Origin of the sequence: Sphingomonas aurantiaca (genome assembly GCF_003050705.1) — a bacterium.
Classification (GTDB): Bacteria; Pseudomonadota; Alphaproteobacteria; order Sphingomonadales; family Sphingomonadaceae; genus Sphingomonas; species Sphingomonas aurantiaca.
Genome location: NZ_QAOG01000004.1, coordinates 545,516 through 557,611, shown reverse-complemented (window position 1 = coordinate 557,611; position 12,096 = coordinate 545,516). Strand labels below are relative to the sequence as shown.

Below are 12,096 nucleotides of genomic sequence, written 5' to 3'. Positions count from 1 at the left end.
GCCCGGAAACCGCAAGCCGCCGCCCACATGTCCCTTCATCTAAACCTACAATGTCAAAGAGCCGACAAAAATACCGACACTCGCATAACCTCCCTCGCGGGAAGCTTGGAGCATCTGGTTTTTTGCGACCGCTCCAGAAGCCGGTGAGGCACTCCGCTGCGGTGACACCTCTCTACGGCCACCTCCCCAGCCCGTCAAACGGTTTTTTACAGTTCCAGGTCACTTTTCGAATCTCAGCCCGACAACGCCTCCTCTGGTCCCCTGCGGGCCCCGGTCATCGCGGATGCAACCGGGCAAGTGCGATCCCGGCTAGATTCTGCGCGCGCCCGATATGGCGCAGACGAACGCGGTCGAAGCCCAACGCGATTTCGGCAAACCTGGCCCGGTGCGCCTTCAGCGCGGCCGAACGGCACGGCGCACGACCATTGGCCTGCGTGACGACAACCGTCGAATCGCCGAGCAGCACGACATCGAGGTCCCCATGACCCGCGGCGAGCTCCAGTGCGTGGATCGCGGCCAGCCACTCGGCATCGCTATTGTCGCCTTCGCCGAGATCATGGCGGTAGTGGACGACGCCCTTGCGGACGACCGCGCCCTCAATCTTGCCGGGATTGGGTCGGCACCCGCCGTCAAAGAACAGCTTGATCGGCAGCACCGACATCAGGCTTCGGCCTGTATGATCGGCACCGCCTCACTTGGCGCAGGCGCCTTGCGGTGGGCGAGCACTGCACCGACAGCTATCAGGCCAAGCCCCGCGACAGGCGAACCTCGACGGATCGACCGCAGACCGGCGAGCGCCAGTAGCGAAGCGGGAACCCCGCCATGCACGCCGCCCAAATGCGCTGCTGCCAATACCCCTACCCCGCCGGTTGCCGCGGGCGATGGAGTTTCCGCGGGTGTATCGGTCATAGCGACCGTATCCGCGACCGCCGCGCCACGCAGGCCCATCGGCGCCGCCTCGCCCGTCGTCGTGTCGCGCGTCGTCTGGTGCTCGAGTTCCGAGTTCAGCTCCGCGCCGAGCAGGAAGACATAGGCCGACAGCCACAACCACGTGAGCAGGATGACGACTGCGCTCAACGAGCCATAGGTCGCGCCATAATTGCCGAAGCGCGAGACATACACGCCGAACCCGATCGTCGCCGCCATCCACACCACTGTCGCCGCCAGCGATCCGGGCGTCAGCCACGCCCATTTGGCCTTATGCCGGTTGGGGCCGAACCGATACAGGCACGCCGCCGCCGAGACGCCCAGACAGGCGAGAACCGTGTAGCTCACCAGCCGGATCGCCAGCAGCACGATGTCCGGAGCACCCGGGATCAAGCTGTCGAGCAGCGCGAACGCCGCCATCGAGAGCGCGGCGACCAGCGCGAGCACGACCGCGCCCGCGGTGATCGCGAAGGCGAGCAGGTTGAGGCGGATGAACCCGCGCGTCTCGCGCTCCTCATAGGCGATGTTCAGCGCGGTCACGATCGAAGACGCCCCCTTCGTCCCGCCGTACAAGGCGATACCGAGCGCGACGACGAGGCCGAACCCTTTCTTGCCCTCCGACGTACCGACCACCGTCGCCAGCTGGTCGGCGATCACTCGCGCCGCATCGTCGGGGAGCACGTTGAACAGCGCACGGATGTTGGCGACCACCGTCGCGGTGTCTGCGACCAGCCCGTAGATCAGCACCACCGACGCGAGCAGCGGGACGATCGCGGCGAACCCGTAAAATGCAGTCCCCGCCGCGATCAGCCCGATATTGTCATCGCCAGCCTCGGCCCAGGTCCGCTTGAGGACCTTCCACCAGTCGCGCCACGACATCGACCAGGGGCTGCTCGCGGTGTTCTGGTCTCGTGGTTCGATCTTGCTCAGCGTCTTGCCCCTTGGTCGTCGTACGTTCCCGCCCAACGCCGCGCGCGCGCAAACGTGCCCTCAGAGTTGCCGCAACGCCTGCGCCGGTCGCGCGCCGAGGATCGGCCAGGCCCCGATCAACCCGATCCCCATCGTCAGCCCCGCCCCGCCGAGCAGCGTGGCCATGATGGTCGGGTAATCCGGTCGCCATTCGAAGCTGAACAGCTGCGTGATCACATACCACGCGCCGCCAAGGCCGAGCAGCAGCGCGAGCACCGACAGGATGATGCTCAGGAACGCATATTCGAGCGCCTGTACCGCGAGCACCTGCCGCCGCGTCGCGCCGAGCGTGCGCAGGATCACCCCGTCATAGGTCCGCGCCTCGCGTGCCGCGGCGATCGCGCCGATCAATACCGCGACCCCCGCCAGGATCGCAACCGACGCCGCCGCGGTGATCGCGGTCGCCATCTGCGAGACGATATCGCGGACCTGCCCCAGCACGCCGCGCACCTCGATCACCGATACCGACGGGAAGCGCGGGAGCAACGCGCGCATCACCATCGATTCCTCGCCGGGCGCGAGATCGATCGTCGCGGCAAGATTGTGCGGCGCATCCTCGATCGCGTTGGGCGAGAAGACCATCACGAAGTTGAAGCCGAGCGTGTCCCAGCTGATCCGGCGGAACGAGGCGATCCGCGCAGTCCGTTCGACGCCGAGCAACGTGTAGCTGAGCGGATCGCCGATCTTCAGGTCGAGGGTCTTCGCCAGTCGCTCGTCGATCGAAACCAGAGGCGCCCCGCGATACTCGCGCGGCCACCAGCGGCCGCCGGTCAGTTCGCTGCCTTCGGGCAGGGTCGCGGAAAAGGTGATCCCGCGTTCGCCGCGCAACGCCCAGGCGCCTTCGGGCAAGGTCTTCAGGTCCGCGACCCGCGTCTTGCCATAGCCGGTGATCGTGCCGCGCATCGCCGGCACCGTCCGGATCACGGGATGGATCGCGATCCCCTCGACGGTCCGGCGAAAATCGGCTTCTCGATCGGGGGGTACGTCGAGTGCAAACAATGCCGGCGCGCGCTTCGGCACGGTGAGTGCAATATTCGCATCGATGCTCGTGCGAATACCGGCGAGTAGGACGAACAGCGTCAGGCCGAGCCCAAGCGCGACGACCAGCGTGCCGGTGCGCGCACCCGGGCGGTGGAGCCCGGCGATCGCGAGCCGCAACAGCGGCCGCCGGGACCGGGGCAGCGATGCCGCGATCCGGCGTATCGCCCAGCCGAACGCGGCGAGCACCAACAGCACGCCCGCCACCGCCGCCAGGAATCCCGCGCTCAACCCGGGCTGTTCCGCGGTCGACAGCGCCAGCGCGACGATCGCGGCACCAGCGCCGACGACCCAGGGCAAGGTCCGGCGCAACGGGACGGGGCGATTGCCGAACACGCCGCGCAACAACCCTGCCGCGGGAATGCTCCCCGCCTCGATCAGCGGCGGTGCGGTGAAGGCGAGCGCGATCAGCATGCCATAGGCGGCCGCAAGCGCGAGCGGGCCGAACTGGAGCGCGAAGCTCGGCGCGACCGGCAGGACGTCGCCCGCCAGCCAGACGATCAACGGCACCGTCGCAGCGCCCGCGACCAGCCCGGCAACGATCCCCATCGCCGCGACGACCGCGACCTCGAGCAGATAGATCTTCGCGATCAGGCCGGAGGTGCCGCCCAAAACCTTCAACGCCGCGATGCTGCTGCGGCGGGCGGCAAGATAGGAGGAGACGCCGTTGCCGACGCCGATCCCGGCGATGACCAGCGCGGACAGGCCGACGAGCAGCAAAAACTGGCCCATCCGGTCGACGAAGCGTTCGGCCCCCGGCGCGGCGCGATCGCGCGTCTTGGTTTCCCAGCCGCCGGTCGGGAACGCCGCCTTGAACCGGTCGACCGCGGCGGTGGGCGACGCGCCGGGCGACAGCCGAACGCGGTACTTGGTTTCGTAGAGGCTGCCGGGCTGAACCAGCCCGGTCCGCGCGATGCCGGCCAACGACACGATCGCGACCGGGCCGAGCGTGAAGCCCTCGCCAAGGCGGTCGGGCTCGCTCGCGATCACGCCAGCCACCGTGAAGTCGGCGACGCCCAGCCGCACGGTCGCGCCGCGACCGATGCCGAGCCTTTGCGCGAGCGCGGGGACGAGCCAGATCGCGCTGGCATCGCGCACCGTCGTGGCCGATCCCCCTTGCACCGCGAGCGTGCCATAGAGCGGATACACCGCATCGACGCCCTTGAGCTGGACGGGCACGCTGTTCGTGCCGCGGATCGCGGTCGCCTGCATCCGCACGGTTTCGGACACCGTGCCGAGCCGGGCCATCGCGGCGCGCTCGTCCGGGGTCGCCGCGCGCTGCGACGTGCCGAATTCGACGTCGCCGCCCAGGATCGCGCTGCCACGCGCGGCAAGCTCGCCGTCGATCGACTGAGTCAGGCTGCCGATCGCCGCCAGCGCGCCGACGCCGAGGAACAGGCACGCGAGCAACAGACGCAGCCCACGAAACCGAAGATCGAGCTCGCGACGGGCAAGCCGCCACGCCAGCCGCCATTCGCTCACCGCAGGCGATCCGCGGCGATCCGGCCGTCGGCAAGTTCGACGATCCGGTCGCAGCGCGCCGCGAGCACAGGGTCATGCGTGATGATGATCAGCGTGGCGCCAGTCGCGGCGCGGCGGTCGAACAGCAGGTCCATCACCGATGCGCCGGTCGCGGCATCGAGGTTGCCGGTCGGCTCGTCGCCGAACACGAGCGGCGGACGCGGGCCGAGTGCGCGGGCGATCGCCACGCGCTGCTGCTCGCCGCCCGAAAGCTGCGTCGGATAATGGCCGATCCGGTGCGACAGCCCGACCGCGGCGAGTTCGGCCTCGGCCCGCGCGAACGCATCGGGCATGCCGGCCAGTTCCATCGGCACCGCGACATTCTCCAGCGCGGTCATCGTCGGCAGCAGGTGAAAGGCCTGGAGGATGATCCCGATCCGCCCGCGTCGCGCGCGCGCCAGCGCATCCTCGTCGAGCGTGCCGAAATCGAGCCCCGCCACCTCGACCCGGCCGCCGCTCGCGCGCTCGAGGCCGGACAATACCGCCATCAGCGACGACTTGCCCGACCCCGACGGTCCGAGCAGCGCGACGCTGGTCCCGCGAACGACGTCGAGATCGATGCCTTTCAGGATCGCGGTGGCGGCAGTCGATGCGCCGAGTGTCAGCGTGACATCGCGGGCCGAGATCACCATATCGGCGGAAGCAGGTTCGGACATGGAGACCAATATCTTGGAGAGAAAAATGCGACGCTGGCCTCTTTATGGGGGCGGACTGGCGCTTCTCCAAGCGGGGTTGCTGGCCGGCTGCGACCGGACAGCCGAGCCCCCTGCCCCACCGCCTGCGACCAATCTGGTCGCGACGGTCGCCGCGACGCCCGCGCCACAAGGACCTCAGCGGCTGATCCTCGCCTTCGGGGACAGTCTATATGCGGGCTATGGTCTCGACCGGGGGCAGAGCCTGCCCGACGCGGTGCAGGCGCGGTTGCGCAAGGACGGCATCAACGCGACGATCGTCAACGCCGGCGTGTCGGGCGATACGAGTGCCGCGGGGCGACAGCGGTTCGCGTTCGCGCTCGACAACATGACTCGCAAACCCGATCTCATCCTGATCGGGCTCGGCGGCAACGACGTTCTTCGCCAGATCTCGCCGGAGGAGACGCGCGCCAACATGACGGCGATGATGGACGAGGCGAAGCGTCGCGCGATCCCGGTGATGCTGACCGGTATGATGGCGCCGCCCAATCTCGGCCCGGATTATACGCGTGCATTCAATGCGATCTGGCCCGATCTTGCCAAGCGCTATGACGCCGCGCTCTACCCGTTCATCCTCGACGGCGTGATCGGCGACGGCCGGTTGATGCAGGCGGACCGCGTCCATCCCAATCGGACCGGCGTGGACCGCATCGCCGCCCGCGTTGCACCCGTGGTCGAAAGCGCGTTAGGACGGCCACGCTGACGGCGGTGCAATGGCACCGACGTCGACAGGTTTCGAGACGAGCACGCGGATCACGACGCGTGCCATGATGACTCCGCACTATGACCGGCAAGGGCGGCGCGCGGGTAACAGGGAAAAGGGACACGGATGCAATTGAGCGGTTTGATCGCACGGCTGGGGCGACATCTCGATCTCACCGACGCCGAGCGCGAGGCGATCCTGCATGCCGAACGTGGCGAGCGGCGGTTGCGTGCGGGCGATGTCCTCGTCGCGGAAGGTGGCGAAAGCCACGCGCTGTACGTCGTGCGCCAGGGCTGGCTGCATTCGTCGACTAAGCTGGTCACGGGCGGACGGCAGATCCTGCGCTTCCATTATGCAGGCGACCTGATCGGGACGTCGAGCATGGCCTGGTCGCAGGCCGCCGCCACGCTGACCGCGATCTCGGACTGCATCGTCATCGACCTGCCGAAGACCGAGCTCGGCCTGCTCTTCCGCGCGCAGCCGCGGATCGCCGGGCTGCTCTACGCGATCGCCGCGGCCGAGAATGTCGCGATGAGCGACCGGCTGACCACGATCGGCCGGATGGGAGCGAGCGAGCGCCTGTCGACGCTGCTGCTCGACATCATGGCGCGGCTGCGCGTGACAGCAGGCGGGATCGTCGACTCGTTCGACCTGCCGTTGACGCAGACCGATATCGGCGATGCGCTGGGTCTGACCAAGGTCCACGTCAACCGTACGATCCGCGCGCTCGAAAAGTCGGGCGTGATAGAACGGACCGGGCGCCGGGTCCGGATCGTCGACGAAGCCGCACTGGTCGCGGCGACGGGCTTCACCGATCGCTACGGCGAGATCGAAACCGCCTGGCTACCGCCCGCGATCTGAGGCGGCCCTAATCCCCCCCCCCCAGGGGGAGGATCCCGGCCTCAGGTGCGGTCGACGACGAACAGCGTGACCCGATCATACTTGATATCGCCGGGGTTGAAAATCGCGTCGGGCACGAACGAACGGTCGGTGACCTCGATATCCTTCAGCCCCGCCAGCTTGAACGTGCCGAGTTTAATTTCCTTCGGCGGCTGGCCGTCTCGCTCCAGCGTGATCGCGTCGACGAAGACGTCGTCATGCTTGGTGTAGAGGATGTGCGGGGCCAGCGTGCAGACCATCCGGTTATACGTCGCGGTGATGCATTTGCGCAGCGCGATCGCCTGCAGCAGCAGCGCGTTGGCGTTGGACGGGGCGGACTGGTCTGGAGTCGAGGTCATGTTGTGCATCGCAGCATAAGTTGAAGGATCGGTGGCGTTAGGCCGAACGCGACACGGGCGACAAGGCCTAACTTAACGCTTTAGCCGGTTTGGCCCGTGGATTCGAGCGCATCGGTGTGCACGTCGAAGCCCACCAGACGCGCCGGGCCGAAGCTGGTGGTGAGCGCGGTATCGGTCGCGTCGCGGCCGCGCGCCATCAGGATCCGGCCGATCCGCGGGCGATTGTGCCGCGCGTCGAGCGTGTGCCACGTGCCGCCAAGATACACGTCGAACCACGCGGAGAAATCCATCGGCGCGTCGACCGGCGGGATGCCGATGTCGCCCAGATAGCCGGTGCAATAGCGCGCAGGAATGTTCATGCAGCGGCACAAGGTGACTGCAAGGTGGGCGAAGTCGCGGCAGACGCCCTGGCGTTCCTGGTAGACGTCCCACGCGGTCTTGGTCGACCGCGCGAAGTGATAGCCGAACTCGACATGATTATGCGTGAAGTCGACGATCGCCTGAACTCGCTGCCAGCCTGCGGGGACATGGCCGAACAGCGACCAGGCGGTCTCGGACAGGCGGTCGGTCTCGCAATAGCGGCTGCCGAGCAGGTAGATCAGGATGTCGTCGGGCAGATCCGCAACCGCATGCTGGACCGCGTCGGGGGTCACCGGATCCGGCAGGCCGCTATCCTCGATCGTGAAGTCGCACGACAGCGTCAGCCCGCCGCTCGGCACCGTGAACCGCGTGCACACGTTGCCGAACGCATCGAGATAGTCATAGGTCGGCACGTCGGGATCGGCGGCAAGCCGGTGCGGGGTCACCAGATCCTTGTTGCGCGACGGATGCACGCTGAGCATCGCCAGCATCGGCGTGTCGACGTCGGTTTCAAAACGTATGTCATAGCCGGCCCGGATCAGCATCGATGTCCCCCTGTTCAAGCTGTTAGCGATGGATGTTGCAAAACCGTCTCATCCTCGTCGACAGTGATGTCGACCGATACGGTCATGTCGAGGAAGCTGCCGGGAAAGCCACTCCAGGTGCCGGACACAGGGACCGCCTGGTAGATATCGCGTGCGATCGCGACGCGGATGAGACCGCGATTGCCGACGATGCCGTTGGTCGGATCGAACTCGACCCAGCCCGAGCCGGGAATGTAGACGCGCACCCAGGCATGCGTGCTGCCGCCGCCCGTCCGGCTCTCCCGACGTGTCGGGTTGTAGACATAGCCCGAGACGAACCGCGCTGCGAACCCCAGCGCGCGCACCGCCTCGATCATCAGCATCGCATAATCGCGGCACGTGCCCTTGCGCCTGGCGAGCGTCTCGATCGGCGACTGCGTGCCCTTTTCGGGGCGCTGGACATAGGTGAACTCGCGCTTGATCGCCGCGGTCATCTCGGACAGCATGGCAAGCGTGTCGGTCTGCCCGCCCGGCGCGACGAACCGGCGCGCCCAGCTGTCGATCTGGCGCAGCGGATCATGATGCTGGCGCTCGATCGAGCGGAGCAGGTCGGGCATGTCCTCCGACGAATAGGTGAACGGATAGAAGCGCGCATAGCGCTCGATATCGACGTTCTGCAGCTCGGCGGGGCTGTGGTCGAGCCGGACCCGGCTGTCGATCACGAGATCCTTGGCGCGCTTGTCGAAGGTGGCGATCGCGACCGCATTGCCGAACACGTCGTGAAGCCAGCGGACCTCGGCGGGCTCCGGCGTGATCGTCAGCTGCGTGTCGATCAGCCGCTGGTCGTAGCTTTCGCGCGGCCGGACCATGATCCGGTGCTCGCCGAACGCAACCGGTTGGCGATACGAGTATTTGGTTACATGAGAAAGCGTTAGAGATGGCATCGAGGATCCACGTCGCATGAACAGCACTGCCAGCCTATCGCTGCTAGGGACCGAAGATGCCGCACCGGTCACAACGATCAACCCCAAAGGCGCGTCATCGTTCCTGCTGATCGGCGATCATGCGGGAAATGTCGTGCCGAAGGCGCTGGGGTCGCTGGGCCTGGACGACGCGGAGCTGTCGCGGCACATCGGCTGGGATATCGGCATCGGCGAACTCGGTGCGCTGCTCGCGGAACGGCTCGACGCGGTGTTCATCCGCCAGACCTATTCGCGACTGGTGATCGACTGCAATCGCAGCCCCAGCCAGCCCGACGTGATCGCCGCGGTGAGCGACGCAACGGTCATCCCCGGCAACGCCGCGCTGTCCGAGACCGACCGCGCGGCGCGGTTCGCCGAGATCCACGAACCCTATCACGCGGCGATCGCGGCGGAGATCGCGCGGCGCGACGCGGCGGGGATGACGACGCTGATCGTCGCGCTGCACAGCTTCACGCCGGCGATGAAGGGCGCATTGCGGGATCAGGACCGCCCCTGGCAGATCGGCATCCTGCACGACGGCGGCGACACCACATTCGCACACGCGCTTCTCGACGTCCTGCGCGACGAGCCGGACCTGGTGGTGGGCGACAACGAGCCCTACCGGATGGACCTGATCGACTACACCATCCCGCGCCACGCCTATCCCGACCGGCGGCTCTATGCCGAGATCGAGGTTCGCCAGGATCTGCTCGGCGACGCAGCCGGCTGCGAAGCCTGGGCGAACCGGCTGGCGCGGCTTTTGCCGACCGCGGCCACCACTCATGGGTTCGAGCCGGACTGAGCGCAGACACGTCCGGTCGCGCCAGTGCGCGGCACGCGCTGGATCCGTAGGCCGACGCGTGTTGCATTGCGGTAACAGGTTCCATCCATTGCCGCGCATGGCAACATTGTCACTTGATATGATGTATCATCAAATTTACCCGAATGTCGTACAGGGAAGACACAAGGGAATTTCATGAAGACGATTCTGTTCGGCGCCACCGCCCTGGCTGCCCTCCTCTCGACGCCCGCTTACGCGCAGTCCGCGCCTGCTGATCCGAACGCTCCGCCCCCCGCCCCTGCTTCCACCCAGACATCGGTCGGCTCGACCAACCAGCGCGACATCATCGTCACCGCGCCGCTCCAGACGAGTGAGCGCGACGTGTTGCAGGGCACCACCGTTCTCACCGGCCAGGAGCTCACGCGCCAGTTGCGCCCGTCGATCGGCGAGACGCTCGCGCGCCAGCCCGGCGTCTCCGCCAGCTCGTTCGGGCCGAGCGCCTCGCGTCCCATCCTCCGCGGTTTCCAGGGCGACCGTATCCGCGTGCTGACCGACGGGATCGGCTCGATCGACGTGTCGAACACCTCGGTCGACCACGCCGTGATCATCGACCCACTACTGTCCGAGCGTATCGAGATCCTCCGCGGGCCGAGCGCGTTGCTGTACGGATCCTCCGCGGTCGGCGGTGTCGTCAACGTCATCGACACGCGCATCCCGCGCACCGTGCCCGAGAACGGCTACCGCGTGAACGGCATCGCCAATTACGGCTCGGCCGCCAATGAGCGGTCGGGCGGGATGGCGGGCGACGTCGCGGTCGGCCCGCATCTCGTCCTCCACGCCGATGGATCCTATCTGAAGTCGGGCGACCTGCGCACCGGCGGCTATATCCTGTCGCGCGACGCGCGCGCGCAGGCGCTCGCCGCCGCCGCGCAGCCGGCAGATCCCAACGCCGCCGATCCGATCGACTTTGCCGCATCCGCGCAGCTCAAGGGCAAGCTGCCCAACACGCAGGCCGAGACCTGGACCGCGGGCGCGGGCGCCTCGATCATCACCGACACCGGCAGCCTCGGCGTGTCGTACAGCCATTATGACAGCCTGTACGGCGTGCCGATCCGCTACGCCACGCAAGCCGGACAGGAGCAGGAAGCGCCGCGTCTCGACGTCGTCCAGAACCGGGTCGATCTGCGCGGCGAGATCGAGACGGGTGGCGACGTCATCAGCAAGATCCGTGTCCGCGTCGGGCAGGCGAGCTATCGGCATTTCGAGCTCGAAGAGGATAATTCGGTCGGCACCGCGTTCTACAACAAGGGCCTCGAAGGGCGCCTCGAGGTCGTCCAGGCGAACCGCGGCGGCTGGCAGGGCGCCTCGGGCGTGCAGTTCTACAACCGGATCTTCAACGTGGTTGGCGACGAGGCCTTCCTGCCCAAGAACGAAACCAACCAGACCGGGCTCTTCACGCTGCAGCAATATGAATCCGGCAAGTTCCGCGCCGAGGGCGGGCTGCGCTACGAGATCACCGATCTCGCCGCGCGGACGCCCGAGGACGATCTGCGCTTCTTCCGCGGCAACCAGAGCTATCATTCGGTGTCGGGGTCGCTCGGCGCCTCCTATGCGCTCACCGACAGCATCCGGGTCGGGCTGAACGGATCGCGGACCGAGCGCGCGCCATCGGGCGAGGAGCTGTTCGCGAACGGCGCGCACGCCGGCACGCAGGCCTATGAACTCGGCAACCCGGACTTCAGGCTGGAAAAGTCGTGGGGGCTCGAAGGCACGCTGCATGCGCATGGCAATGGCTTCAGCTTCGACGCGTCGGCCTATTACAACTGGTTCTCGAACTATATCTCGGAGAATCAGGTCGCATCGTCGGTCTGCCAGGCCGCCGCCGATCCCTCGGGGCGCACCGTCGACCTGCCCTGCTTCCAGTATCAGCAGGCCAATGCGCGCTATTACGGGTTCGAGGCGGATGCGTCGGTGAAGGTCGCGCAGATCGGCGGCTATGCGGTCAACGCCGACGTGCTCGGCGATTACGTCCATGCCAACATCGTCGACCAGGGCCCCGTGCCGCGCATCCCGCCGATGCGCGTGCTCGGCGGGATCGAGGCGCAGGGCGACCGGATCAACGGCCGCGTCGAGGTGGAGCATGTGTTCGACCAGAACCGGATCGCCGCGTTCGAGACGAAGACCAACGACTATACGATGGTCAACGCGTCGATCGGCCTCAGCCCGTTCGGCAAGGATTCGAAGACGACGCTGTTGCTGAGCGCGAACAACCTGTTCGACGTCAATGCGCGCCGCGCGACGAGCTTCCTCAAGGACTTCGCCCCGCTCGCCGGTCGCGATTTCCGCGCGACGCTGCGCTTCGGCCTCTGATCTGACGGAGG

General features: G+C 67.1%; 11 protein-coding genes. 4 read left to right on the top strand and 7 right to left on the bottom strand.

All coding sequences use genetic code 11. From position 1 onward, the window contains the following. Positions 1-274: 274 nt before the first annotated feature. The 4 genes from C8J26_RS14260 to C8J26_RS14245 all read right to left on the bottom strand — a co-directional run bounded on the left by C8J26_RS14260 (position 275) and on the right by C8J26_RS14245 (position 5,111). Positions 275-661, bottom strand: a complete 387-nt coding sequence (locus C8J26_RS14260) for a reverse transcriptase-like protein (protein ID WP_199861025.1) — start codon at positions 659-661, stop codon at positions 275-277. Continuing rightward, positions 661-1,806: a YihY/virulence factor BrkB family protein gene (locus C8J26_RS14255; RefSeq protein WP_107958967.1), complete on the bottom strand. Its 1,146-nt coding sequence runs from the start codon at positions 1,804-1,806 to the stop codon at positions 661-663. The genes C8J26_RS14260 and C8J26_RS14255 overlap by 1 nt, the downstream gene beginning before the upstream one ends. A 111-nt stretch (positions 1,807-1,917) precedes the next feature. Then, entirely contained in the window at positions 1,918-4,416 is a 2,499-nt protein-coding gene (locus C8J26_RS14250) for an ABC transporter permease (RefSeq protein ID WP_208631398.1), read from the bottom strand. Continuing rightward, the gene (locus C8J26_RS14245) at positions 4,413-5,111 is read right to left on the bottom strand and encodes an ABC transporter ATP-binding protein (RefSeq protein ID WP_056410451.1); all 699 of its coding nucleotides are present in this window, start codon (positions 5,109-5,111) and stop codon (positions 4,413-4,415) included. Before C8J26_RS14245 ends, C8J26_RS14250 begins: the two co-directional genes overlap by 4 nt. 25 nt (positions 5,112-5,136) lie before the next feature. Here C8J26_RS14245 and C8J26_RS14240 point away from each other — a divergent pair, with 25 nt between their 5' ends. Then, the gene (locus tag C8J26_RS14240) at positions 5,137-5,850 is read left to right on the top strand and encodes an arylesterase (RefSeq protein WP_107958897.1); all 714 of its coding nucleotides are present in this window, start codon (positions 5,137-5,139) and stop codon (positions 5,848-5,850) included. A 132-nt stretch (positions 5,851-5,982) separates the two neighbouring features. Beyond that, positions 5,983-6,711, top strand: a complete 729-nt coding sequence (locus C8J26_RS14235) for a Crp/Fnr family transcriptional regulator (protein ID WP_167398847.1) — start codon at positions 5,983-5,985, stop codon at positions 6,709-6,711. 41 nt (positions 6,712-6,752) lie between these two features. Here the strand turns inward: C8J26_RS14235 and C8J26_RS14230 are convergent, their stop codons facing one another. The 3 genes from C8J26_RS14230 to C8J26_RS14220 form a co-directional block, all read right to left on the bottom strand. Further along, positions 6,753-7,088: a WYL domain-containing protein gene (locus C8J26_RS14230; protein ID WP_056413054.1), complete on the bottom strand. Its 336-nt coding sequence runs from the start codon at positions 7,086-7,088 to the stop codon at positions 6,753-6,755. Positions 7,089-7,168: 80 nt separating this feature from the next. Continuing rightward, positions 7,169-7,993 carry a transglutaminase-like domain-containing protein gene (locus C8J26_RS14225; protein ID WP_107958893.1) on the bottom strand — a complete coding sequence of 275 codons (825 nt, stop codon included), beginning with the start codon at positions 7,991-7,993 and terminating at the stop codon, positions 7,169-7,171. A 14-nt stretch (positions 7,994-8,007) separates the two neighbouring features. After that, entirely contained in the window at positions 8,008-8,916 is a 909-nt protein-coding gene (locus C8J26_RS14220) for a transglutaminase family protein (RefSeq protein WP_107958891.1), read from the bottom strand. A 16-nt stretch (positions 8,917-8,932) separates the two neighbouring features. Between C8J26_RS14220 and C8J26_RS14215 the strand changes: the two genes are divergently transcribed. Continuing rightward, positions 8,933-9,736, top strand: coding sequence for an N-formylglutamate amidohydrolase (locus C8J26_RS14215; protein ID WP_107958889.1), 804 nt, complete (start codon positions 8,933-8,935; stop codon positions 9,734-9,736). A 174-nt stretch (positions 9,737-9,910) separates the two neighbouring features. After that, positions 9,911-12,085: a TonB-dependent receptor gene (locus C8J26_RS14210; RefSeq protein WP_107958887.1), complete on the top strand. Its 2,175-nt coding sequence runs from the start codon at positions 9,911-9,913 to the stop codon at positions 12,083-12,085. Positions 12,086-12,096 lie beyond the last annotated feature (11 nt).